Origin of the sequence: Pantoea sp. S62, from assembly GCF_016658625.1 — a bacterium.
Taxonomy (GTDB): Bacteria; Pseudomonadota; Gammaproteobacteria; order Enterobacterales; family Enterobacteriaceae; genus Pantoea; species Pantoea vagans.
The window spans coordinates 108,409-132,961 of record NZ_JACVVI010000007.1; the positions used below are offsets into that span (position 1 = coordinate 108,409).

The window sequence follows — 24,553 nt, forward strand, 5'->3', positions numbered from 1 at the left end:
AAATGACGATGGGGCGGGCAAACCCGCCCCAGGAAATCGGGACGGGCATGACCGCCCCAGGGAAAATAATTGCTATAAATTACGCGATTACAGGCTTACCTGACAGCAAATCCAGCACTTCCTGGACGCTGGTGGTATTCGCCAGCTTCTCAATCACGCTGTCATCATCCAGCGCGTTGGTCAGGCTGGTGATCACCTGGATGTGCTCGTTGTTGCGGGCCGCAATACCAATCACCAGGCGTGCCACATCGTCCGGCTCTTCGCCAAACAGAACGCCTGCCGGATACTGACAGAACACCACGCCGGTTTTCAGCACGCGATCTTTCGCTTCAACCGTGCCGTGTGGCACTGCGATCGACTCACCGAGGTAGGTCGGCGTCAGTTTTTCACGCGCCAGCATCGCATCAATATATTCAGGTTCAACGTAACCACCTTTGACCAGCTGTTCGCCGGCAAAGCGAATCGCCTGCTCTTTGTTGCTGGCGGTCAGACCGAGGAAGACATTATCCGCGCCCAGTTTAAACAGGTGCGCATTGCCTTCATCGTAGCTGTCTGAGAGCGCGGTATTCACCGTCTCACGATGTACGTCGCTGCGGTTCGCCGCCACCAGACGCTCGGTCAGGGTGCTGTAGAGCGCGCTGTCGAGGAAGTTATTCAGCGAGATATGCTGGGCATGCGGCGCCTGGCGAATCGCGCGTTCAGTCAGGTCACGATGCGTAATCACCAGATCGACATCACCCGGCAGGGCGTTGATGGCGGTGTTGGTTACCGACACATTGCTCAGACCGGCGTCCTGCACTTTCTTGCGCAGCACGCCTGCACCCATGGCGCTGGAACCCATACCGGCGTCACAGGCCACGATGATTTTACGCACGTGATGCAGCTCGACGCTCATGGCATCGCTGGCGACGGCGCCGCCTGCTGTGCTCTGGCCTTTAGACTGCGCTTTCATCTCATGCATGCGCTGGGTCGCGGCTTCAATATCGTCATCTTCTTTGACTTTGCTGGTTTTCAGCAGGATAGCGGAAACTACGAAGGAGACGGCGAAGGCTGCAGCGATAGCGGCGATGTTGGCGAAGTAGGCACCTTTTGGCGTCATTGCCAGCACGGCCAGGATAGAACCTGGTGAGGCAGGAGAGACCAGGCCACCGTTCAGCACGGTCAGCGTGAAGACGCCGGTCATACCGCCCAGGATAACCGCCAGCAGCAGGCGAGGGGCCATCAGCACATACGGGAAGTAGATCTCATGGATGCCGCCGAGGAAGTGGATAATCGCCGCACCGCCCGCAGACTGTTTAGCACTGCCACGGCCAAAGAACATGTAGGCCATCAGTACGCCCATACCCGGACCCGGGTTGGCTTCGATCAGGAAGAAGATCGACTTACCCGCTTCGCTCGCCTGCTGGATACCCAGCGGTGAGAAAATACCGTGGTTAATGGCGTTGTTCAGGAACAGGATTTTCGCCGGTTCCACGAAGATGGAAGTCAGTGGCAGCAGGTTGTTCTGCACCATCAGATTCACGCCCGCGGCGAGAATGTGTGACAGACCTTCAACCAGCGGACCGATTGCCAGGAACGCCAGCAGTGCCAGGATCATCCCGATAATACCGGCCGAGAAGTTGTTAACCAGCATCTCGAAGCCGCTTTTGATTTTGCCGTCAATCGCCCGGTCAAACGACTTAATTGCCCAGCCGCCCAGCGGACCGGCAATCATCGCACCGAGGAACATCGGCATATCTGCACCGACAATCACACCCATGGTCGTAATCGCGCCAACCACGCCGCCGCGATCGCCGCCCACCAGACGCCCACCGGTAAAACCGATCAGCAGAGGCAGCAGGTAGGTGATCATCGGGCCAACCAGTTTTGCCAGCGTTTCGTTAGGGATCCAGCCAGTTGGAATAAACAGTGCGGTGATGATACCCCAGGCGATAAACGCCCCGATGTTCGGCATCACCATATTACTCAGAAAGCGACCAAAGCTCTGTACTTTGACCTTCACTGATGAGGACATAAACCCACCCCTTATTGAGACGCGCTGCAATAGGAGAGCGCGCTTGTTTTTGTTTAGCCACCCCGACGCAAAGCCGGTGGTATTACTGTATGCACGCGGACTCTATCACGCGAATTAGACGCTGCGTAGCGCATGGAGCAAGTGTGATCTGTGTCACTGATTGAGGGTGGTGGAAGGGGTGGTTTGCGTGATTTTGATCACATTTTTTTCGGCATTAATGATCGTTTTGCCTGGATTCTGGCCGGACTGGCAGGTTATCTGTGAGATGAATCACACTTATCGGCAGGGTATTTGTTATATAAATGTGACTTAGATCACAAACTATTTTTGGTCGAAAATGCGCCAGATCACACTTCATTATCCAGGTGACAGGAAGAGAGATGAAAAGGGGAATGAGCCGGGCAGACGAATAACGCCTGCCCGTTAAACGGTTTTACTGCAGACCACCCTGGACGGCAGCCTGTGCCTGAGGAAGTGCCTGCGAATTGGCTGATAAAGTGCTCATCAGCGCGTTATATTGTGAAGCCTGATCCTGCGTCGGGAACTGCACGCCACCATCATTGAAGCTGACACGGTTTCCCTGCGTTTGCAGGAAATCGCCGGCCTGTACGGCACCCTGACTCAGCGCCTGGAGTTTTGGCAGCAGCGGAATCAGCTGATTGGCAGGCACCGTCACCACTTTGTTGTAGGCGGTGTCATAGACTTTTTTCAGGTCATCCGGCTGCTTCAGGGCCGCTTTGCTGCTGTCCGCCTGCATTTTTGCGCTTTCAATCTGCTGGGTAACGATCACCAGTGCGCTGTTCGCCTGACGCAGGGAATCACGACGGCTAAGATAATCCTGCGGAACGCGAATGGCCGAAAGCTCATCCACCACCGGACGCATACCCTGCTCAACGGCCTTGTTCGCCTGCTGTGAGAAGCCATACATGATGGCGTAATCGCTGGCGAAGTTGCCAAAGCTCTGCTTCTGATTCTCGCTGAGGCTGGGCAGATGCTCGCCGCTGCGCATGACGGTGTTCTGGAGGAAATCGATAAATGCTTTGCGCTGCTCGCCTTCTTTATCACCGCACGCGGTGAGTTGCAGCACAATCAGCGCGCCAGCGAGCATCATGCCGCCGCGTGCCATAAGGCGTGTAAGTCCTGAAGCCATGGGTTCAACTCCTGTCGGTGATACTGTCGGATGTCCAGGTAAGAATGGCCTAAAGAATAGAACAAACCCGCATCACGGCACAATGTGAAACCACCTGTGAAACAGACGCTTTCTTAAACGCCGGTTAAAGAACGGGATTGTCTGCGTGTCAGGGCAAGCTGCTTTGCCTGCCATTGCGGGCAAAGCGTGTAGCTGAAAGGCACGCTTAGCGACATGACGCGCGCTGGCGCGGCCTTAAAACACTACCGCCTGACCATCTTTGCGACTCTCGCTGGCTGCGATATAGAAGCCCTGCGGATCGCGTACGATTACCTGTGCGCCACCAAAGTTGTAGTTACTCAGAGGGTCTTCCAGCACCACATTGTGCCCCATACGGCGCAGCGTGCTCAGGGTATTGCGATCGAGAGTGGATTCAAACACCACCTCACGTCCCTGTACCACGCGCCAGCGCGGCGCATCGATCGCGGCCTGCGGATTCTGCCGGTGCAGCATAATCCGCAGCGCCAGCTGAACGTGTCCCTGCGCCTGCATCGGGCCGCCCATCACGCCAAACGCCATCAGCGGCTGGCCCTGCTGATCCAGCGCAAAGGCCGGAATGATGGTATGGAAAGGCCGCTTACCGCCCGCCACAACGTTGGGATGCTCCGGGTCGAGTGAAAAGCCTGCGCCACGGTTCTGCAGGCTGATGCCGGTATCGGGTACGACCACGCCAGAGCCAAAGCCCATGTAATTGGACTGGATGAAAGAGACCATCATGCCGCTGGCATCCGCTGCCGCGACATACACCGTGCCGCTTTGCTGCGGTGATCCAAAGCGGAAATCTCCTGCTTTATCAGGGTCGATTAATGCTGCCCGCTGGCGGATGTACTCTTTGCTCAGGAGTAATTCAGCCGGAAATTCGAGGTGATCCTCGTCAGTGACATAACGGTCCAGATCAACCAGCGCCAGTTTCATCGCCTCAATAGAAAGATGCAGCCACTGCGGTGAATCGGGTGCATAGCGATTGATCTCCCACGCTTCCAGAATGCCGAGCGCAATTAAGGTCGCGATCCCCTGACCATTCGGCGGCAGCTCCTGCACCGATCCGCCAGCAAACGGATGCGACAGCAGGGTAACCCAGTCAGCACGATGGTTTTTTAAATCCTCCAGCGTCAGCGCCGCGTCATGTTCGCGGGCGAAGGCCGCCATTTTCTGCGCCAGTGCGCCGCGATAAAAACTTTCGCCTCCAGTCTCAGCGATCTCCTGCAGGGTGCGGGCCTGCGCCGGGTTGCGGAACAGTTCGCCCGTACGCGGTGGACGGCCCTGCGGCGCAAAGCAGTCGCTGAAACCAGGCTGATCCCGCAGCTTGTCATAGCCGCGCTGCCACAGCTGACCAATCAGCGGAGAGACCGGAAAGCCGTCGCGCGCATAGTCAATTGCCGGTTGCGCCAGGGTGGTCAGCGGTAAGGTGCCGAAGCGCTGCGCCAGCGTCACCCACGCCGAGACGGCGCCCGGCACAGTGACAGACTCCCAGCCGGTTTCAGGCATCGCGCTCAGAGCGGCAAAGCGTTCGGGACGCCAGGCGGCGGGCGCCCGACCTGAAGCATTTAAGCCATGCAGCTCGCTGCCGTCCCAGACAATCGCAAACGCATCACTGCCGATGCCGTTTCCGGTCGGCTCCAGCACGGTTAAGGCGATGGCGGTGGCGATAGCCGCATCCACGGCGTTCCCACCCTGTTGCAGCATCCGTAAACCCGCCTGTGCCGCCAGCGGTTGCGAGGTTGCGACGGCATTGCGGCCCATCATCGGCACGCGATGAGAGGGGTAGCCGACGTTAAAATCTGTTTCACGCATCGCTTTTCCTTAGAGAGGTCAGGAGTGAATTTTCCCGTTATCAGCACGTGATTCCACAGCTGCACGTTTAGCGCGCAAAGGGCTCGTTTTTAGCCGCCAGCTGCACCGTTATGAGGCGTCAGCCGTTTCGTTAGGATGACTGTTGATTCATCTGACGATGCAGGGGCGTTAAGAGTAAAAGATTTCTCCGCACTGCACTGTGAGCCGCCGCGCGCCAGGGTTCAGGCGCTAACCAGGACTATTCTTAAATTAATCAGAACCGTGAATATAAGTGTTCAGGAAGTAAACCATTGGCGTATATTTTGCAATCACAAGGTAAAGGGGTGTAGTGCTTCACAGAAATGAGAATATGCCAGAGAAAAGCTTGATGGCATCCACATAAAGCGCAAACACCATTTGATTTTTTTGCGCACTATGCCAGCACAAAAATCAACTGCCTCAGCAGGTTAGAGGTGCTGGAACATTTCCGGCAAACCATAGTGAAAAAAATAATTATAAATTGCGCGGCAAATAGTCAGGTCTCTATCCATACTTAGTCTCCCGGCATTTGTTGCATTGACCTGACATCATTAAAGCAGTGCACCGCAGGCTGTGTCCCGTAATGGTTTTTCTCATAACAAAAACAAACCCTTGCGGGATCCAGCCTGAAACAGGCCCGGTTTCAGAGTCCTGACTTCAGGCTCGTACCTCTCTACTTTCACGTGCTTCATAGTGAGTTTTTAAGGAGTTCTCTATGGAATTAAAAGACCCGATGTTTGAATTGCTCAGCAGCCTTGAGCAGATTGTTTTGACACGTGATGATCGCGCCGCCGAGTTACTTATTCAGCGTCAGCAACCCGCCCAGCCAGAGCCGCAGCGTCTGCGTGAAATGACCGGCATGCAGGTTGATGAATTTGCAAAAGTGATGGGCGTGAGCGTCTCTTCCGTGAAAAGCTGGGAAGCGCGGCGTACCCGTCCTTCCGCGACGGCGCAGAAATTAATGAAGTTATTGCATGCCAATCCCTATCTGGGACGGCAGTTGCTTGAATAATCAGGCATCACGAGAAGAACCCGCCGCTGGCGGGTTTTTTTATGCGCGCATTTCGCTGTATTTAGCGGCCTGTTTCACAAACCAGCTCGCTGGCACGTTGTAGGGAGGCTCCCGCAGTTGGGCAAGGCCGCTTTCAATGATCGTTGACGCCTGTTGCCATAACTGCGCATCACCCTCCTTCAGCAGCGCAATCTGTATCTGTTTTTCCACCAGATAGACCCGAGCAAAGTCAGGATCAAAACGCACAATCGCGCGGGTATTGTCGATGATGTCAGCCAGTTTGATCGTCTGCGCCTCAGGACTGGCGCTGGCCGTATGGCGAAAGTGCGCCAGTTTACGGGCCGCCCGATTTTTTGCCGCTGTGGGTGTGCTGTCGGTCAGCATCTCCACCAGGCTGGCCACGTGCGCACCAAACCGGGCTTCGATATCCCCCAACGTGGCAGAGGTATCTTCTACGGTGTCGTGCAGCCAGGCGGCGGCTAACATGGCATCGTCATGAGTGACGCTGCGCACCAGCTCCACTACCGCAGCCGGATGAACAATGTAAGGCTCATCGGTATATTTGCGGCGCTGACCGGCACCGGCATGTGCCTCAGTGGCGAAACGACGCGCCTGTTCTTCCAGTGAATCCTGCATGCTATTTCTCCTGACAAAAAAGTTTGCTTGCAATTATCTAGTGCGCTATCTATATTAATCATCATGAACTGTGATCAAGATGACAAAAAAGTGAAAACGATGCCACTGTTGGTCGATCAGCAACTCTGTTTTGCGCTTTATTCTGCCAATCTGGCGATGAATAAAGTCTATCGACAGTTGCTGAGCCAGCTCGACATTACCTATCCGCAGTATCTGGTGATGCTGGTGTTGTGGCAGAAAGATGATGTCACGGTGTCAGAGATTGGCGAGCAGCTTTTTTTAGATTCGGCAACATTAACGCCACTGCTGAAGCGGCTGGAAAGCGCAGGTCTGATTAACCGACAGCGCACCCGGCAGGATGAACGCCAGGTTGCGGTAACGCTAACAGAGGCTGGCCGCGCGCTGCGCGTTAAGGCTGAAGCGATTCCTGAAGCGGTTAAATGTGCCACAGCCTGTGACGATGATGCCCTGCTGGCGCTGAAATTACAGCTCGATGGGTTGCGTGATAACCTGAATCAATCACGATAAATATTGCCGACGGATGCGCTGCATCCGTTGAACCTCACCGCCTGATTACGGTTAAATAAGTAGCAGGCGATTAAATAGCGTAACGGAGAAATGTCATGTCTTTAGAACAAGTGGTTTACCGCGCCAAAGCCAAAGCAACCGGTGGTCGCGATGGTCGTGCAACCTCTTCTGACGGTGTACTGGACGTTAAACTGGGCGTGCCAAAAGAGATGGGCGGTGCAGGCGGCGAAGTGACTAACCCTGAGCAGCTGTTTGCTGCAGGCTACTCTGCCTGCTTCCTGGGTGCGATGAAGTTTGTTGCTGGCCGCGACAAAATCGCGATGCCAAAAGATGCGTGGATTGAAGGTGAAGTCGGTATCGGTCCTATCCCTGATGGCTTTGGTATCGAAGCGACCCTGAATATTCATCTGCCAGAGATGGATGAAGCAGAAGCGCAGAAGCTGGTTGATGCGGCGCATATCGTTTGTCCTTACTCAAACGCTACCCGCAACAACATCGACGTTACGCTGAACATCATTCGCTAAGCGTGCCGCGGGCCTGAACCATCAGGCCCGCATTTTTCATTCATCACATCCTCTCTCCTGCTGTTTGCTGCGTCAGCCAGCCAACAGTCACTCTCCGCCATGTACAAAAAATGTGCTAATCCGGTCGACAACGATTATTTTCTGGTCTATCAACCGCGGCCATGTTTTACTGAGCCACCTCGCGTTATAGCCAGTAAATCCGTTCAGAATTTTCCTTCATCTTGTCCGGTCCGCTTATTCAGCGAACTCTGCCGCGTTTCGGCAGTCACATAAAAGATTTGGTCAAGCGCTTCACACCGGAGAAACTCCTTTTTTCATGAATTATATTAAAACCCTGACTCAGCAGAAGTTATCGCTACTGCTGGCGCTCTACCTCGGTATCTTACTGAACTTACCGATTTTCTATCGTCGTTTTGACGGTTTTCTCAGGCAATCCACCGTAACGAACTGGCTCACTGCCGTCACCGAGGTCGTGGCCATTGTGCTGCTGACGTTCTTTCTGATGCGTCTGCTGTCGCTGGGCGGAAAGTGGTTTTATCGCGTGCTGGCCACGATGATTGTTCTGATCTCTGTTGCCGCCGCCTATTACATGGCGTTTTTTAACGTTGTAATTGGCTACGGCATTGTGGCGTCGGTGATGACGACCGATACCGATCTTTCTAAAGAAGTGGTTGGCTACCATTTCATCCTGTGGATGGTTCTGGTCAGCGCGCTGCCGCTGCTGATGATCTGGCGCAACAGGCTGAGCATGACGCTGAATGAGCAGCTGCGTACGCCAGGGCAGCGCCTGAAACCGACCCTGATTATGCTGCTCTGCGTAGCCCTGGTCTGGCTGCCGATCCGTTATTTCGACAAGCTGCAGAAGCATAATGAAGAGATCACTAACATCGATCTGCCGAGCTACGGCGGTGTGGTCGCCCACTCGTATCTTCCTTCCAACTGGCTGGCGGCTGTGGGACTGTTTGCCTGGACCCGCGTGGATGAGTCGCTAAATAGCGAGGAGCTGCTGGATCCGGCGAAGAAGTTTACCTACGTTGCGCCTGCCGGTCTGGACGATACCTATGTGGTGTTTGTGATTGGCGAAACCACCCGCTGGGATCACATGGGAATGCTGGGTTATGAGCGCGACACGACGCCTAAGCTGTCGAAAGAGAAGAACCTGGTCGCGTTCCGCGGCGAGTCCTGTGATACCGCGACGAAGCTGTCGCTGCGCTGCATGTTCGTACGCGAAGGCGGTACCATGGATAACCCTGGCCGCACGCTGAAAGAGCAGAATGTGTTTGCGGTGATGAAAGAGCTGGGCTTCACCTCTGAGCTGTTTGCGATGCAGAGTGAAGTCTGGTTCTACGACAACGTCAATGCCAACAACTTTGCTTTCCGTGAGCAGATTGGTTCAGAGAAGCGCAATCAGGGCAAAGCGGTCGATGACATGCTGCTGGTGCCGGAGATGAAAGCGTCACTGGATCGTTTTCCGAAAGGTAAGCATCTGGTGGTGCTGCACACCAAAGGTTCGCACTATCTTTATTCACAGCGTTATCCGCGTAGCTTCGCGAAGTATCAGCCGGAGTGTATGGGCGTCGATGAGACCTGTAGTAAAGCGCAGTTGATTAACGCTTATGACAACTCGGTGCTGTATGTCGATAGCATGCTGGATAGCGTGCTGGATCAGCTGCGTGATAAGAAGGCGATCGTCTTCTATGCTGCTGATCACGGTGAGTCGATCAGCGAAAATATGCACCTGCACGGTACGCCGCGTGAGATGGCACCGCCGGAGCAGTTCCGTGTGCCGATGATGGTCTGGGCGTCAGATAAGTATCTGGAAGATAGTCAGAACCGCAGCAACTTCGAGCGCCTGCAGGCGCAACAACGTGTGGGCCGGACTCATCGTCACGTTGAGTTGTTCGATACCATTCTGGGCTGTCTGGGTTATACCTCGCCAGATGGCGGCATTAACCCGGCCAACAACTGGTGTCAGGCACCGGCTAAAGGTCAGGCTAAAGCGCTGTAATAGTGAGCGAAAAGGGCAGGGCAGGTGGTTAATTTCCGGTAACCGCGTGCTTTCCAGGCGATTGGCGGCAAAAGCATAAAAAGCGGTTGACGCTGATCGGGGGTAGCAGTAACATGCGCCCCCATCGGCGAGTAGCGCAGCTTGGTAGCGCAACTGGTTTGGGACCAGTGGGTCGGAGGTTCGAATCCTCTCTCGCCGACCATATTTAAGAAACCTGTCTGAAAAGACAGGTTTTTTTTCGTCTGTAGAAAATGAGGATGAGGACCTCCGAAGGAGGTTTGAGCCGAGCGTAGCGAGACAACGTTGCTTCAGCAACGGCCCGGAGGGCGCTGCTCGAAGAGCAGAGTAATCCTCTCTCGCCGACCATATTTAAGAAAACCTGTCTGAAAAGACAGGTTTTTTTTCGTCTGTAGAAAAGTCATGGGCAGGCAAAAAAATTAGCGGTGTGCGGGCTTCAGGGAGCATACGCCTTCCGCAAAGACGCAAAACCGCCATCCCTGGCGGGCTCTGCGCGGGCCATCCATGGCCCGCTATGCTTTGCTGCAGGCGTATGCTCCCTTCGCTTCACGTCTGGCAGACGCATTTGAAACTTACAGAAGTACTTCAGACGGCTGAAAGATTTAAACCCGAGTGAATCTGACCGCAACGCATAAACTCAAGGCGGAGGGAACACGGGCAGAGGAGGAAAGCGTCCCACGCCATGGACGGCGTGGGCCGAGCGTCCAGGGATGGTTTAAGCGCCTTTCCGCTCTGTCCGTATCCCTGAAGCAGATCTCAATCTGACCGCTGAGCATGCCAGGGATGGCGATTACGCACCTCATCCCTGAGGTGCGCCCGTTGCCGGGCCAACGCGTTGCGTTGTTCAAAAACGCTCCCGGCGTTTTTATCCGGGCGGCGCGATGCTTTGCTGCAGGCGTATGCTCCCTTCGCTTCACGTCTGGCAGACGCATTTGAAACTTACAGAAACACTTCAGACGGCTGAAAGATTTAAACCCTGGGAATCTGACCGCAGCGCATAAACACAAGGCGGAGGGAACACGGGCAGAGGAGGAAAGCGTCCCACGACAGGGACGGCGTGGGCCGAGCGTCCAGGGATGGTTTAAGCGCCTTTCCGATCTGCCCGTGTTCCCGAAGCAGATCTCGATCTTAACGCCACTCCCGCTTACCACATTTTGTTTTGTTGCCCGCCTCGCTGCCTTCCAGAAAGTTCCAGTAAACTCCATCCGCCGCGCATTTCGCTTAGCCGCCGTTATTGTTACCCCTTTCCCGCTGTCAGGCCTTGCCCTGTAAGAGTTACGATCATAATTCGCGACACATTCTTCTTATGACCGAAAGCGGCAACATGCTGATTTCTTATGCTTCTTTCCCAGCATATTCCGCTGGTTGAACGTCATAACGCACGGTGAATCGTTCAGTTATTCAACATTTGCCGGTAAAAGTTTTAAGTTTTTTAGCGGTGAGAATCACTAGCGATAGAGCTGCTATCCAGCACAATGCACGGAATTCAGGCCAGCTACGCTGTGTATTGTATGGCTTTCAGACAGAAACGGTTTTTATTACCGTTGCATGCTATTCCTCACACTCTGTGTAAATAAGTAACCGTTGTATTGACGTTCTTTGCAACTGTTGACAAATTGATGCGTCAATAAACGCGCAGTTACGGAATTTTCTGAATGCACAATCTGCGTCAGAAAAAACATAAAAAACGCAGCGCGCGTTAACCACCTGTTCGGTGGTACGCCTGAACCGCATAAAAAAATCAGAGGTCGGGCAATACACACAACATCACATCACAATGGAGCAAAAGCATGATCAACTCCCTGGCTAAATCCGGGATGCTGAAGGTCGGTCTGAGCCTGATTGCTATGACTGTCGCCGCCGGTGTTCAGGCAAAAACCCTCGTTTACTGTTCTGAAGGTTCTCCGGAAGGCTTTAACCCGCAGTTGTTCACCTCGGGCACCACCTACGATGCCAGCTCACGTCAGATCTACAATCGACTGGTTGAGTTCACTATCGGCACCACCGAACTGCACGCTGCGCTGGCAGAGAAGTGGGATGTCAGTGAAGACGGTAAAACCTACACCTTCCACCTGCGTAAAGGTGTGAAGTGGCAGACCACCAAAGATTTCAAACCGACGCGCGACTTCAACGCGGATGATGTGGTGTTCACCTTTGAGCGCCAGCTGGATAAAAACAACGCCTACCACGGCGTCTCCGGCGGCAGCTACGAATACTTCGAAGGCATGGACATGCCGAAGCTGATCAGCAAAATCGAAAAAGTGGACGAGAATACCGTTCGCTTCGTGCTGACCCGCCCTGAATCGCCGTTCCTTGCTGACCTCGGCATGGACTTCGCCTCGATTCTGTCGAAAGAGTATGCAGACAACATGCTGAAAGCGGGCACCCCGCAAAACGTCGACCTGAACCCGGTCGGTACCGGCCCGTTCCAGCTGCTGCAGTATCAGAAAGATTCGCGCATCCTTTACAAAGCTAATCCGGATTACTGGGGCACCAAGCCAAAAATCGATCGCTTAGTCTTCTCCATTACCCCGGATGCGTCGGTGCGCTACGCCAAGCTGCAGAAGGGCGAATGTCAGGTCATGCCATATCCGAACCCGGCTGACATTGCGCGTATGAAGCAGGACAAAAACATCAACCTGTATGAGCAGGCTGGCCTGAACGTCGGCTATCTGTCGTACAACGTTGAGAAAAAACCGCTGGATAACCTGAAAGTGCGTCAGGCACTGACCATGGCGGTCAACAAAAAAGCGATTATCGACGCCGTTTATCAGGGTGCAGGCCAGACGGCTAAAAACCTGATCCCACCAACGATGTGGGGCTATAACGACGACGTAAAAGACTACGCCTACGATCCTGAAAAAGCCAAAGCGCTGCTGAAAGAAGCGGGCATGGCAGACGGTTTCTCCATCGACCTGTGGGCAATGCCGGTTCAGCGTCCGTACAACCCGAACGCTCGCCGCATGGCTGAGATGATTCAGAGCGACTGGGCGAAGATTGGCGTCAAAGCCAAAATCGTGACCTACGAGTGGGGCGAATACCTGAAGCGCGCCAAAGCGGGTGAGCACCAGACCGTCATGATGGGCTGGACCGGCGACAATGGGGATCCGGATAACTTCCTGGCCACCCTGTTCAGCTGCTCAGCGGCCAAAGATGGCTCTAACTACTCGCGCTGGTGTGATAAATCCTTCGAGGATCAGATTCAGCCCGCTCGCGCCACCGCCGATCAGGCGAAGCGTATCGAGTACTACAAGCAGGCTCAGGTTGTAATGCATGACCAGGCACCGGCGCTGATGATCGCGCACTCAACGGTATACGAACCGGTCAGCAAAAAAGTCTCCGGTTACAAAGTCGATCCGCTGGGCGGACACTACTTTGCTCAGGTAGACATTAAAGAATAATTGTCGCCTTTTCCGGGGCGACTGCGTGTCGCCCCGGCTTTATCTCCCTGTTTTACTGGAAACGGTAGAGGCGCAGCCTGTCTGCGTCGCGGTCGGGCCTACCCGATCGTCAGATGTAAGCAATAACAACCCTCGCGGCGACGGTCGCGCGGACAAGAGAGAACCCGGATTATGCTGCAGTTCATACTCCGACGTCTGGGCCTTGTCATCCCAACGTTTATCGGTATTACATTACTCACCTTCGCGTTTGTTCACATGATCCCCGGCGATCCGGTGCTGATCATGGCCGGCGAGCGCGGTATTTCTCCTGAACGTCATGCACAGTTAATGGCGCTGTTAGGTCTGGATCAGCCGCTGTGGAAACAGTACCTGAACTACATTAACGGCGTATTACATGGCGACCTGGGCATTTCACTCAAGAGCCGCATCCCTGTCTGGGATGAGTTTGTTCCGCGCTTCAAAGCGACGCTGGAACTTGGCATCTGCGCCATGATATTTGCCGTGGCCATTGGTATCCCGGTTGGGGTGCTGGCGGCGGTAAAACGCGGTTCAATTTTCGATCACACTGCCGTGGGCATCTCACTGACCGGCTACTCCATGCCGATCTTCTGGTGGGGCATCATGCTGATCATGCTGGTCTCGGTGCAGCTCAACCTGACACCGGTTTCCGGGCGGGTCGGCGACACCGTCTTCCTGGATGACAGCATGCCGCTGACCGGCTTTATGCTGATCGACACCTTCTTCTGGGGTGAGCCGGGCGACTTCCACGATGCGGTAATGCACATGATCCTGCCCGCCATCGTGCTCGGCACCATTCCGCTGGCGGTAATTGTACGAATGACGCGTTCGGCAATGCTCGAAGTACTGGGTGAAGATTACATCCGTACGGCGCGCGCCAAAGGCTTGACACGGATGCGCGTAATCGTGGTGCATGCACTGCGTAACGCCATGCTGCCGGTGGTGACGGTCATCGGCCTGCAGGTCGGCACGTTGCTGGCCGGGGCGATTCTGACCGAAACCATCTTCTCGTGGCCGGGTCTGGGGCGCTGGCTGATTGAAGCGTTGCAGCGCCGTGACTATCCGGTGGTGCAGGGCGGTGTGCTGCTGACCGCGGTACTGATTATTGTGGTCAACCTGCTGGTTGATCTGCTGTATGGCGTGGTTAACCCGCGCATACGTCACAAGAAATAAGGGGGCATCATGTCTGTTGTTGATCCCGGCAGCGTTACCGTTGCACCCAAGCCGATGACCCCATTCCAGGAATTCTGGCACTACTTCAAACGTAACAAAGGCGCCGTCGTGGGCCTGGTCTACATCATCATTGTATTGCTGTGTGCCATTTTTGCCGATGTGCTGGCCCCGCATGCGCCTGCTGAGCAGTTCCGCGATGCGCTGCTGCATCCGCCGGTCTGGCAGGAGGGCGGTAACTGGAGCTACATTCTGGGCACCGACGACGTGGGCCGCGATGTGCTGTCGCGTCTGATGTACGGTGCGCGCCTGTCGCTGCTGGTCGGCTGTCTGGTGGTGGTGCTGTCGCTGATTTTCGGCGTGATCTTCGGCCTGCTGGCCGGTTATCTCGGCGGCGTGGTCGATGCCATCATCATGCGCGTGGTCGATATCATGCTGGCATTGCCAAGCCTGCTGCTGGCGCTGGTGCTGGTCGCCATCTTTGGCCCCTCGATCGTTAACGCCTCTATCGCGCTGACCTTTGTGGCGCTGCCGCACTATATCCGTCTGACCCGCGCGGCGGTGCTGGTGGAAGTGAACCGCGACTATGTGACCGCCTCCGGCGTGGCCGGTGCCGGTATGCTGCGCCAGATGTTTGTGAATATTCTGCCTAACTGCCTTGCACCGCTGATCGTGCAGGCGTCATTAGGTTTCTCCAACGCCATTCTCGATATGGCGGCGTTGGGCTTTCTCGGTATGGGTGCGCAACCGCCAACGCCGGAGTGGGGCACCATGCTCTCCGACGTTCTGCAGTATGCGCAAAGTGCCTGGTGGGTCGTGACCTTCCCTGGATTGGTCATTCTGCTTACCGTGCTGGCATTTAACCTGATGGGCGACGGTTTGCGTGATGCCCTCGACCCGAAACTCAAGCAGTAAAGAGGCACCGAGATGGCGTTATTAAATGTAGACAAACTATCGGTGCATTTCGGCGACGATAAAGCACCGTTCCGTGCGGTTGACCGCATCAGTTATCAGGTTGAGCAGGGCCAGGTCGTCGGTATCGTAGGCGAGTCCGGCTCCGGTAAATCGGTCAGTTCACTGGCGATCATGGGGCTGATCGACTTCCCCGGCAAAGTGATGGCGGAGAAGCTGGAGTTCAACCAGCGCGATCTGAAACGCATCTCTGAACGCGAGCGCCGCCAGCTGGTGGGCGCTGAAGTGGCGATGATTTTTCAGGACCCGATGACCAGCCTGAATCCCTGCTACACCGTGGGCTTCCAGATTATGGAAGCGATCAAGGTGCATCAGGGCGGCAACAAACGCACCCGGCGTCAGCGGGCAATCGACCTGCTGAATCAGGTCGGCATTCCCGATCCGGCGTCACGGCTTGATGTCTATCCGCACCAGCTGTCGGGCGGTATGAGCCAGCGTGTGATGATTGCCATGGCGATCGCCTGCCGGCCTAAGCTGCTGATCGCCGATGAGCCGACGACGGCGCTCGACGTGACCATTCAGGCGCAGATTATTGAACTGCTGCTGGATCTGCAGCGGCAGGAGAACATGGCGCTGATCCTGATTACGCACGATCTGGCGTTAGTGGCAGAAGCGGCGCACCACATTATCGTGATGTATGCCGGACAGGTTGTGGAGAGCGGGAAAGCGACCGATATCTTCAAAGCGCCGCGCCATCCTTATACCCAGGCGCTGCTGCGCGCGCTGCCGGAGTTTGCGGCTGATAAAGCGCGTCTGGCGTCACTGCCTGGCGTAGTGCCGGGCAAATATGACCGCCCGGCTGGCTGTCTGCTTAACCCACGCTGCCCCTATGCGACTGACCTTTGTCGCCAGGAAGAACCGGAACTGCGCACCATTCCAGGACGTCAGTCCAAGTGTCACTATCCTCTGGATGATGCCGGGAGACCCACTTATGAGTCATGAAACCACGAAAGATCAGTTCCTGCTGCAGGCGATTGATCTGAAAAAACACTACCCGGTGAAGAAGGGGCTGTTTGGTCAGGAGCGTCTGGTCAAAGCGCTGGATGGCGTCTCTTTTAATCTGGAGCGCGGCAAAACGCTGGCGGTCGTCGGCGAGTCAGGCTGTGGTAAATCCACGCTGGGCCGGTTGCTGACGATGATTGAAACCCCGACAGAAGGGCAGCTTTACTGGCACGGTCAGGATCTGCTGAAGCACGATCCCCAGGCGCAGAAGCTGCGTCGTCAGAAAATCCAGATCGTATTCCAGAACCCGTATGGCTCACTCAATCCGCGTAAAAAAGTAAGCCAGATTCTGGAGGAGCCACTGGTCATCAATACCCAGCTGACCAAAGCGGAACGCCGCGAGAAGACGCTGGAGATGATGGCGAAAGTGGGCCTGAAAACCGAGCATTACGATCGCTACCCGCACATGTTCTCAGGCGGTCAGCGTCAGCGTATCGCCATCGCGCGTGGGCTGATGCTCGATCCGGACGTGCTGATTGCCGATGAGCCGGTTTCGGCGCTCGATGTTTCGGTGCGTGCTCAGGTGCTGAACCTGATGATGGATCTGCAGCAGGATATGGGTCTCTCCTACGTCTTTATCTCGCACGATTTGTCGGTAGTAGAGCACATTGCCGATGAGGTGATGGTGATGTATCTCGGCCGTTGCGTCGAGAAGGGCAGTAAAGAGGCGATTTTTGCCAACCCGCGCCATCCTTATACCCAGGCTTTGCTGTCAGCGACGCCGCGTCTGAATCCGGACGACCGTCGTGAGCGTATTAAGCTGACCGGCGAGCTGCCCAGCCCGCTTAATCCGCCGCCAGGCTGTGCTTTCAATGCGCGCTGCCACCGACGTTTTGGCACCTGTGTGCAGTTACAGCCGAAGCTGAAAAACTACGGTGGCCAGGAGATTGCCTGCTTCGCGGTCGATCAGGATGAGAACCAGCCGGTGGGTGTGGCAGAAAAGGTCAGCTGAGGATTGGCGGCTCAGGCCGTTGATTCAGTGATAGCTCAGGGAGCATACGCCCTTCGCAAAGACGCAAAACGCCTCCGTAGCCTGCGTTGCTTTGCTCCAGGTGTATGCTCCCCTCTCCTGAAGAGGGTTAACCGTCTGTGCTTCTGAGTAGGTAGTGTCATACTCCCTGCGTTCTCACTTCTCTTCTCAGCCAAAGGCGCCTTTCTGGCGCTTTTTTTTATCTCAATTCCGCTGTAAACCGCACCGCTGGCGGACCAGCCATCACGTTTTGGTTATTTCCCGTCTTTTTCCGTTATCAGATTTAACCTGTTTTTCTGCTGGCAATATTCGCAGCGAAAAAAGATAAACACTCCCCATCCCTTATGACAGCGATCAGGCTTTTTTGCGCCTGCGGCAGCCCGATTGCGGCTTAACATTGCGCTTATCGTGTCCCGCCTGGTTGTGCCAGTGGTTGTCAGAGCGGCTAAGTCTTAAAAATTATTGAAACATCGCAGATTAATTTAACTTAAACATCACTTATTAATTATAGGGGTTAATCATCTTATATTGGCTTTATTCCGCTGTAAGTGAATCTTTATGATTAAACTATTTTATTGAATCTGCTTTATTTGTAATCAGGTTTTTCTGACTGACATTAAAGGGATGTGTTATATTCCAGGAAAATTCCTCCCTTGTTGCAGGCCACGGCCAATGAAGAATAATTACGATGATTTGCAGCGTTTTAAAGAGAAAACGCAAACGCTCGACATCGACTTTAAAGATATGTCTGGTCAGGCGCAGGAAGCGGCGGAACACAGTAAATGGGCTTTGATTCGCCAGCTGGCGAAAGAGGACCATCAGACTTCACTAGGTGGCGGTCAGCGAATCGACCTGCCGCAGCCTCAGCCGCTGCGCGGGGATGAATTCACCGCGCCACCGCCTGAGGCACCGGCAAGGCCCGCCACACTCAGTGCGCAACCGACGACATCAGCCCGCAGCTCAATTCTCGATAGTCTGTCAGGCAGCAGCCTGCCCGCAGCCCGCACGGCTGAACGTGACCCTTCATCACTGTTTCCGCCACCGCCGCCGCCGCAAAAACGGGTTGCGGCTGAGCCTGTTGCTGTATCACATTCTGAGCCCGTCCGGCCCGCCATGGCGGCGAATTTAAAGCCCGCCCTCACGCCTGTCACACCCCATTCTGAACCGGAACGGTTTAGTGCCTTGTTCCGCTCGCGTGACAGCGAACCGTCGAATCTGCCGAAAGAAACTTTACTCAAACCGTTACTGGAGAAGATTGCGCTATGCCGTTAGTTTGTGTGTGCTCGCCGAAGGGAGGCGTGGGGAAAACCACGCTGGCGGCGAATCTGGCCTGGAGTCTGGCGCGTTCCGGTAGCAAAGTTCTGGCTATTGATTTTGATGTGCAGAATGCACTGCGTCTTCACTTTGGCGTGCCGCTGCATGATGGTCGCGGATTTGTGGCGCGCTCAGAAGAGCAGGCGGACTGGAGCCAGTCGATCCTCACCACTGGCGGCAATATCTTTGTCCTGCCTTATGGCGATGTTACCGAGCCACAGCGCGAACGGTTCGAAGAGAACCTGATGAAAGATCCCCACTTTATTAAGCGTGGTCTTGATACGGTACTTAATTATCCCGGTCTGGTCATTGTCGCTGATTTTCCGCCTGGTCCGGGCCCGGCCCTTAAAGCAATGACGGCGCTGGCCGATATGCATTTAGTGGTGATGTTAGCGGATACCGCTTCTGTGTCGTTATTACCGCAGATTGAAGAGAACCGGATGACCGGGAAACCGCTCAATAATAAGCAGGGACACTATTTTATCCTGAACCAGTGCGATAATCGCCGGAATATTAATCGCGATGTCACTGCATTTATGCAGCAGCGTCTGGGCGATAATTTACTGGGCGTGGTTCACCGTGATGAAAGTGTGGGTGAAGCCAATGCTTCCCAGCAGTCCGTATATGATTTCAGTCCTGCCTCAGCAGCGGCATTTGATATTGAACTGATCGCCAAACGGGTCAGCAGCATTCTGAATATCACCGTGGGAAATGGCGAAGTTCAGGCTTCCATCCGCACAAATCATTTTTAGTCGGCTACTGCAGGCGACTGACTTACACAGCTCTTCTCAGGGTGAATCATGAGTAAAATCGGGTTTTACCTGCTGCTGCTGGTGCTTGCACCCGTTGCCGCGGTGATCATCATTACGCCAATGGACAGCCAGAAACAGTATATTTTTGGTCTGATCAGCATCGGCATGATGTTTTTATTGGGTTTCAGCAAGAGCCGCAAAATAACCGTGGTGATGGTGATTCTCTCTGCCCTGATGTCCAGCCGGTATATCTGGTGGCGCACCACTGAGACGCTGCACTTTAATTCCGAAGTCGAGGCGATATTAGGGATTGGCTTATATCTGGCGGAGCTTTACGTCTGGCTGATCTTAATTCTCGGCTTCCTGCAAACCACCTGGCCATTAAAGCGCACCATTGAGCCGTTGCCGGACGATACTCGTCTGTGGCCGACGGTCGATATTTATGTGCCGTCTTACAATGAAAGCCTGGATGTGGTGCGCGATACCGTGCTGGCGGCGCAGTGTATCGACTACCCGCGTGACAAACTCAAAATCTATCTGCTGGATGATGGCAAACGCAGCGAATTTGCCCGCTTTGCGGCGGATGTCGGGGTCGGGTATATCACCCGCGACGACAACAAACATGCCAAAGCGGGTAACCTCAACCATGCGATGAAAATCACCAAAGGTGAGCTGATTTGCATCTTCGACTGCGACCACGTGGCAACCCGCACTTTCCTGCAGGCGACGGTGGGACCGTTTCTGAAAGATCCGAAGCTGGCGCTGTTGCAGACGCCGCACTACTTCTATTCGCCCGATCCCTTTGAGCGCAACCTGCGCGCTGCGCGCAGCATTCCCAACGAAGGCGCGCTGTTTTATGGCCCGGTGCAGCAGGGTAACGATAACTGGAACGCCACCTTCTTCTGCGGCTCCTGTGCGGTAATCCGTCGTTCGGCGCTGGAAGAGATTGGCGGCTTTGCCGTTGAAACGGTCACTGAAGATGCACACACCGCCCTGAAAATGCAGCGCCTGGGCTGGGGCTCAGCCTTCCTGTCGATCCCGCTGGCGGCTGGTCTGGCGACCGAACGTCTGGGTCTGCATATCATCCAGCGAACCCGCTGGGCGCGCGGTATGACGCAGATTTTCCGCGTCGATAACCCACTGTTTGGCCGTGGCCTGAAGTGGCAGCAGCGTCTTTGCTACCTCAACGCTATGCTCCACTTCCAGTTCGGCCTGCCACGCGTCGCCTTCCTGACCGCGCCGCTGGCTTACCTGCTGTTTAATCTGAATATTATTCACTCGTCGGCGTCGCTGATTTTTGCCTATGTGCTGCCGCACCTGGTGATGTCGCTTTACGTTAACTCGCGCATGAATGGCCGCTTCCGTTACACCTTCTGGGGTGAGATTTATGAGACGGTAATGTGCTTCCATCTGGTGATCCCGACCATCCTGACGCTGCTGTCGCCGAAACATGGCAAGTTTAACGTGACCGATAAAGGCGGCGTGCTGGATCAGGGCTTCTTCGATTTCCACATCGTGCGTCCGCACGTCATTGTGGCGCTGCTGCTGGGCATCGGGATTGTCGCGGGCGTGGTACGTGCGGTGATGCATGACTATTTTGGCGTCGACCCTTACGTTATTGCGCTTAACGTCGGCTGGGCGATTTTCAGCCTGATCATTCTGATGGCGGCGATTGCCGTAGCGCGCGAAACCAAACAGGTGCGTAAAACCATCCGCGTTGACGTACAAATCCCGGCGATTATTCACTACGCCAGCGGCATTTCATCACGCACGCTGACCAGTAACCTGTCGATGGGCGGTGCGCAACTCGATGCGCCGGATGGCCGTCATGAAACGGATGAAATTGAAGAGATTGATCTGTTGCTGAAATCCGGCGCGATCACCATCCCGGTGAGTAAGATTTCCGGCGATGACGAGAGCATCCGCCTGCGCTTTGAGGCGATGCCGCTGGCGCGCCGTCGCGAACTGGTGCGGGTGGTACTGGCGCGTGCGGATGCCTGGATCCAGCCGGAATATAAGCAGGACAACCCGCTGATTTCGCTGGGCACCATTATCCGCACCGTATTTGAGCTGTTCTGGCTGACCTGGAAAGGTCGCCACGATAAACGTAAAAAAGTCGACCCGGTTGCCGCGGCGGCGAAAGAGGATGGCGCGGCATGAAGATCCTGACGCACACGTTGCTGGCCAGTTCACTGACCGCCGCGTTATGGCTGACGCCCGCTGGCGCGGAAACGCCGACAGCGATTGATAACAGCAGTGCCGCGCCGGTAAACAGCGCGGCACCGATGCCACCTGAGGCTGCTGCAACCCGCCAGCCAGCTGGTGCTGCCGTCAGTGCGCCGGTAAACAGCGCGGCTCCGGCGTCGTCTGAGGCCGCTGGATCCTCACAATCAGCTAATGCCGCCGTCAGTGCGCCGGTAAACAGCGCGGCTCCGGCATCGTCTGATGCCGCTGGAACCTCACAATCTGCTAATGCCGCCGTCAGTGCGCCGGTAAACAGTGCGGCTCCGGCATCGCCTGAGGCCGCTGCAACCACACAGTCAGCTGATGCCACTGTCAGTGTGCCAGCGGAAAATCAGGTTCCGGCGACGCCACCTGCAACGCCTGTTAATAACACTGCCACACCAGATGCCGGTTCAGCGCAGGTGACGGCCCCGGTGAGTGGTGGTGGGTCAGCAACGCCGTCAGTGCCATCCGCAGCCGCGGCGACTCAGTCCGCAGAATCTGTACCGGCCTCTGCGCCACCGAGTGCAGTACCGGATGCCACGCCGCCGTCAACCAACTCTTCTTACGCACCAGCGGGTGAGGCAACATCAGCGCCTCAGGCGTCAGCGAATGGCGAGGCTTCTTCCGCCGCGCCGGCCACCGCACCGGTGACGAGCAGTGGCGCTGTGACGCAGGACAGCAGCGCGCTCTCCGCGGTGCCGCTGCCGCAGGGGCTGACCAGTGCCGATCCCGCGCTGGAAGCGGCCGCCAGTGCGCTGCCCTACGCGCCAGGCCAGACGACTGCGCCTGTTGCAGAACCGCAGATGCCGATCACGGCGGCTATCAATCAGCCGATCAGCAGCGTCATCTCCGTAGCCCAGATGGGCCAGTCGCGCGGTATCACGCTGACCGGCGGCCAGTTACAGTCGGGCATCACCTTTACCCTGCCCGGCGATGAAGTGATTACCAATGCGCGACTGAATCTGACGCTGCGCGTCTCAGCCGCGCTGGCGGCACGCAATACTTCGCTGCAGCTGATGCTGAATGGTCAGCCGCTCGGTACGCTGCCGCTGGGTGCTACGGACAGCGACGTCAGTGATTATGAGCTGGATATTCCGGCGGCGATGGTGGTGTCGAACAACAACCTCAGTTTTAAAATCAACGATGCGGACAAGCTGCTGTGTGAGAAGGAGAGCGCGCAGCAGTATCAGGTCACCATTCTGCCGAATACCGCGCTGCACCTTGAAGGGCAGAAGCTCAATATCGGCACCCGTCTGCGCAACTTCCCGCGTCCGTTCCTGGATCCGCAGCGGATGACGGCATCCACCATCACGATGGGCTTTGCCAGTAACGTCTCACCTGATGCGGTCAGCGCGGCGGCACTGGTCGCTTCCTGGCTTGGCATTCAGAGTGATTATCGCGGCATCCGGTTCCCGGTGGTGCGTGGCGAACTGCCGGAAAACAACGGCATCCTGTTTGGTCATCCTGGCGATCGAATCGGCACCCTGACGTTCCCGGCCAGTCATGGCCCGATGCTGCAGGTGGTGGATAACCCCAGTAACCCGGTTTACAAATTGCTGCTGGTCAGTGGTAACAATGACGATCAGCTGCGTCAGGCGGCGAACCGTCTGACAACCCAGCCCTTTACCACCGATGAGAGCCAGCTGCAGGTTCCTGTACAGACCATTGGCAACCGCAAACCTTACGATGCGCCACGCTGGATTAACACTGACCGCCCGGTCCGCCTGAGCGAACTGCTGCGTAAAGACCAGAGCCTGACCAGCAGCGGCATCTGGCATGATGCGCTGCGGGTGAACTTCCGCGCCGCGCCTGATCTGTTCCTGTGGGATGGCGACACGGTGCCGGTTAATCTGCACTATCGTTTCCCGTCCGAAAGCTGGATTGATGAGGACAACTCGTTCCTTAACGTCATGCTCAACGGCACTTTCCTGCGTAACCTGACGGTCAACAAAGTTGGCCTGCTGGAGAACGCCTGGCATCGTTTAGGCGGTGATGCACGTCAGGAACAGTATCAGCTGAATCTCGAGCCCTATTTGATCTATGGCGATAACCAGCTGGCGCTCTACTTCAATATCAAACCGCGCGCCGATGCGCCCTGCGGCGTGCTCCTGAACAACAATATCAAGAGCCGGATTGAAGAGGACTCGTGGATCGATCTGAGCCATACCCGCCACTTCAGCATGTTGCCGAACCTCTCATACTTTGTCGGTGCCTCGTTCCCGTTCTCGCGGCTGGCTGACTTTGGCCAGACCACGCTGCTGCTGCCGGAAACACCCAGTAATGCCGAGCTGTCGACGCTGCTGGATCTGGCGGCGCGGGCCGGAACCGCGACCGGCGTAGCGCTGACGCAGAATCAGGTGCTGTTTGGTCTGCCCACTGGCGGCACCCATCTGGCGCGCATCCAGCAGAGCGATCTGCTGGCAGTCAGCACCACCGGCAACAGCGCTTTCAATCAGGCGATGCTGGCGGCGTCACCTTATGATGCCACCAGCAGCACCTTTGGGGTGAAAGAGCCGGACACGCTGGAAAAATTACGCGGCTGGCTGACCGGCGACTGGAGTCGTCAGCAGCTGGATGCAGATCGTTACTTCTCTTCCAACGAAGCGTGGCGGGGCTTTCTCAGCTACCGGTCGCCGTGGAATCGCGATCGGCTGGTGGTGATGACGGTGGCAACCAGCGACGATCAGCTGCTGCGACTGCACAATGATTTAAGTTCGGCGCAGATTAACGCCGCAGTGCGTGGCGACACCGCGATTATCACCGATGAAAACGGCATTCGTAGTTTCCGCGTCGGTGCACAGTTCCCCAGCGGCGAGATGCCCTGGTACATGATGGTGGTGTGGTATGCCAACCAGCACTCGGTGCTGCTGGCGGTGGCGGCGATGCTGCTCTCTGCGCTGGTGGGCAGTGCGGCCTGGGTGATGTTGAAGCGTCATGCCTGGCGGCGTCTGAACCCAAAGCAGAGCCATGATTCCGGCAGGAAGTAA

17 protein-coding genes, 1 tRNA gene and 1 other RNA gene are annotated in these 24,553 nt (G+C 55.8%); 15 read left to right on the plus strand and 4 right to left on the minus strand.

All coding sequences use genetic code 11. The features are described from left to right. Positions 1-79: 79 nt before the first annotated feature. From IBT54_RS12455 to IBT54_RS12465, 3 genes are all read right to left on the minus strand, one after another. Positions 80-2,014, minus strand: a complete 1,935-nt coding sequence (locus IBT54_RS12455) for a PTS mannitol transporter subunit IICBA (protein ID WP_033734707.1) — start codon at positions 2,012-2,014, stop codon at positions 80-82. Positions 2,015-2,447: 433 nt separating this feature from the next. Next, entirely contained in the window at positions 2,448-3,164 is a 717-nt protein-coding gene (locus IBT54_RS12460; RefSeq protein WP_013359631.1) for a DUF3053 domain-containing protein, read from the minus strand. Between the two features lie 234 nt (positions 3,165-3,398). Then, positions 3,399-4,997 (minus strand): gamma-glutamyltransferase family protein, encoded by a 1,599-nt coding sequence (locus IBT54_RS12465; protein WP_201252232.1) that lies wholly within the window; start codon positions 4,995-4,997, stop codon positions 3,399-3,401. A 733-nt stretch (positions 4,998-5,730) separates the two neighbouring features. On the opposite strand from IBT54_RS12465, the gene IBT54_RS12470 reads away from it, so the two are divergent. Beyond that, positions 5,731-6,027 carry an HTH-type transcriptional regulator gene (locus IBT54_RS12470; protein WP_010257438.1) on the plus strand — a complete coding sequence of 99 codons (297 nt, stop codon included), beginning with the start codon at positions 5,731-5,733 and terminating at the stop codon, positions 6,025-6,027. Positions 6,028-6,066: 39 nt separating this feature from the next. On the opposite strand, the gene IBT54_RS12475 is transcribed toward IBT54_RS12470, so the two are convergent. Next, on the minus strand, positions 6,067-6,663 hold the full coding sequence (locus IBT54_RS12475) for an HD domain-containing protein (RefSeq protein ID WP_147789671.1): 597 nt from the start codon (positions 6,661-6,663) through the stop codon (positions 6,067-6,069). A gap of 63 nt (positions 6,664-6,726) precedes the next feature. On the opposite strand from IBT54_RS12475, the gene IBT54_RS12480 reads away from it, so the two are divergent. From IBT54_RS12480 to bcsB, 14 genes are all read left to right on the plus strand, one after another. Continuing rightward, positions 6,727-7,191 (plus strand): MarR family winged helix-turn-helix transcriptional regulator, encoded by a 465-nt coding sequence (locus IBT54_RS12480; protein WP_095706422.1) that lies wholly within the window; start codon positions 6,727-6,729, stop codon positions 7,189-7,191. Positions 7,192-7,286: 95 nt separating this feature from the next. Then, positions 7,287-7,715 (plus strand): organic hydroperoxide resistance protein, encoded by a 429-nt coding sequence (locus IBT54_RS12485; protein ID WP_013359635.1) that lies wholly within the window; start codon positions 7,287-7,289, stop codon positions 7,713-7,715. 316 nt (positions 7,716-8,031) lie between these two features. Then, on the plus strand, positions 8,032-9,723 hold the full coding sequence (eptB, locus tag IBT54_RS12490) for a kdo(2)-lipid A phosphoethanolamine 7''-transferase (protein ID WP_013359636.1): 1,692 nt from the start codon (positions 8,032-8,034) through the stop codon (positions 9,721-9,723). 125 nt (positions 9,724-9,848) lie between these two features. Continuing rightward, positions 9,849-9,925: transfer RNA gene (locus tag IBT54_RS12495), tRNA-Pro, on the plus strand. A gap of 35 nt (positions 9,926-9,960) precedes the next feature. Then, positions 9,961-10,089: non-coding RNA, RtT sRNA (locus tag IBT54_RS12500), on the plus strand. Positions 10,090-11,531: 1,442 nt separating this feature from the next. Further along, positions 11,532-13,142, plus strand: coding sequence for a dipeptide ABC transporter periplasmic-binding protein DppA (gene dppA / locus IBT54_RS12505; protein WP_201252233.1), 1,611 nt, complete (start codon positions 11,532-11,534; stop codon positions 13,140-13,142). 171 nt (positions 13,143-13,313) lie between these two features. Then, entirely contained in the window at positions 13,314-14,333 is a 1,020-nt protein-coding gene (gene dppB / locus IBT54_RS12510) for a dipeptide ABC transporter permease DppB (RefSeq protein ID WP_013359638.1), read from the plus strand. A gap of 9 nt (positions 14,334-14,342) precedes the next feature. Continuing rightward, positions 14,343-15,245 (plus strand): dipeptide ABC transporter permease DppC, encoded by a 903-nt coding sequence (gene dppC / locus IBT54_RS12515; protein WP_013359639.1) that lies wholly within the window; start codon positions 14,343-14,345, stop codon positions 15,243-15,245. Positions 15,246-15,257: 12 nt separating this feature from the next. Further along, a complete protein-coding gene (gene dppD, locus IBT54_RS12520; RefSeq protein WP_033784396.1) occupies positions 15,258-16,244 on the plus strand; it encodes a dipeptide ABC transporter ATP-binding protein in 987 nt (328 codons plus the stop codon). Beyond that, positions 16,234-17,256 carry a dipeptide ABC transporter ATP-binding subunit DppF gene (dppF, locus tag IBT54_RS12525; RefSeq protein ID WP_013359641.1) on the plus strand — a complete coding sequence of 341 codons (1,023 nt, stop codon included), beginning with the start codon at positions 16,234-16,236 and terminating at the stop codon, positions 17,254-17,256. Before dppD ends, dppF begins: the two co-directional genes overlap by 11 nt. A gap of 690 nt (positions 17,257-17,946) precedes the next feature. After that, complete coding sequence (gene bcsO, locus IBT54_RS12530; protein WP_201252234.1) at positions 17,947-18,546, plus strand: cellulose biosynthesis protein BcsO; 600 nt, start codon at positions 17,947-17,949, stop codon at positions 18,544-18,546. After that, positions 18,537-19,340, plus strand: a complete 804-nt coding sequence (gene bcsQ / locus IBT54_RS12535; RefSeq protein WP_033734778.1) for a cellulose biosynthesis protein BcsQ — start codon at positions 18,537-18,539, stop codon at positions 19,338-19,340. Before bcsO ends, bcsQ begins: the two co-directional genes overlap by 10 nt. 48 nt (positions 19,341-19,388) lie before the next feature. Continuing rightward, positions 19,389-21,500 (plus strand): UDP-forming cellulose synthase catalytic subunit, encoded by a 2,112-nt coding sequence (bcsA, locus tag IBT54_RS12540; protein WP_013359644.1) that lies wholly within the window; start codon positions 19,389-19,391, stop codon positions 21,498-21,500. Then, entirely contained in the window at positions 21,497-24,553 is a 3,057-nt protein-coding gene (gene bcsB / locus IBT54_RS12545) for a cellulose biosynthesis cyclic di-GMP-binding regulatory protein BcsB (protein WP_201252235.1), read from the plus strand. Before bcsA ends, bcsB begins: the two co-directional genes overlap by 4 nt.

Coding starts and splice junctions, on each gene's coding strand:
- dppC (WP_013359639.1), top strand. CDS start 14,343: ATGTCTGTTGTTGATCCCGGCAGCGTTACCGTTGCACCCAAGCCGATG.
- bcsO (WP_201252234.1), top strand. CDS start 17,947: ATGAAGAATAATTACGATGATTTGCAGCGTTTTAAAGAGAAAACGCAA.
- IBT54_RS12480 (WP_095706422.1), top strand. CDS start 6,727: ATGAACTGTGATCAAGATGACAAAAAAGTGAAAACGATGCCACTGTTG.
- eptB (WP_013359636.1), top strand. CDS start 8,032: ATGAATTATATTAAAACCCTGACTCAGCAGAAGTTATCGCTACTGCTG.
- dppA (WP_201252233.1), top strand. CDS start 11,532: ATGATCAACTCCCTGGCTAAATCCGGGATGCTGAAGGTCGGTCTGAGC.
- IBT54_RS12465 (WP_201252232.1), bottom strand. CDS start 4,997: ATGCGTGAAACAGATTTTAACGTCGGCTACCCCTCTCATCGCGTGCCG.
- IBT54_RS12475 (WP_147789671.1), bottom strand. CDS start 6,663: ATGCAGGATTCACTGGAAGAACAGGCGCGTCGTTTCGCCACTGAGGCA.
- IBT54_RS12455 (WP_033734707.1), bottom strand. CDS start 2,014: ATGTCCTCATCAGTGAAGGTCAAAGTACAGAGCTTTGGTCGCTTTCTG.
- bcsA (WP_013359644.1), top strand. CDS start 19,389: ATGAGTAAAATCGGGTTTTACCTGCTGCTGCTGGTGCTTGCACCCGTT.
- IBT54_RS12470 (WP_010257438.1), top strand. CDS start 5,731: ATGGAATTAAAAGACCCGATGTTTGAATTGCTCAGCAGCCTTGAGCAG.
- IBT54_RS12460 (WP_013359631.1), bottom strand. CDS start 3,164: ATGGCTTCAGGACTTACACGCCTTATGGCACGCGGCGGCATGATGCTC.
- bcsB (WP_201252235.1), top strand. CDS start 21,497: ATGAAGATCCTGACGCACACGTTGCTGGCCAGTTCACTGACCGCCGCG.
- IBT54_RS12485 (WP_013359635.1), top strand. CDS start 7,287: ATGTCTTTAGAACAAGTGGTTTACCGCGCCAAAGCCAAAGCAACCGGT.
- dppB (WP_013359638.1), top strand. CDS start 13,314: ATGCTGCAGTTCATACTCCGACGTCTGGGCCTTGTCATCCCAACGTTT.
- dppF (WP_013359641.1), top strand. CDS start 16,234: ATGAGTCATGAAACCACGAAAGATCAGTTCCTGCTGCAGGCGATTGAT.
- dppD (WP_033784396.1), top strand. CDS start 15,258: ATGGCGTTATTAAATGTAGACAAACTATCGGTGCATTTCGGCGACGAT.
- bcsQ (WP_033734778.1), top strand. CDS start 18,537: ATGCCGTTAGTTTGTGTGTGCTCGCCGAAGGGAGGCGTGGGGAAAACC.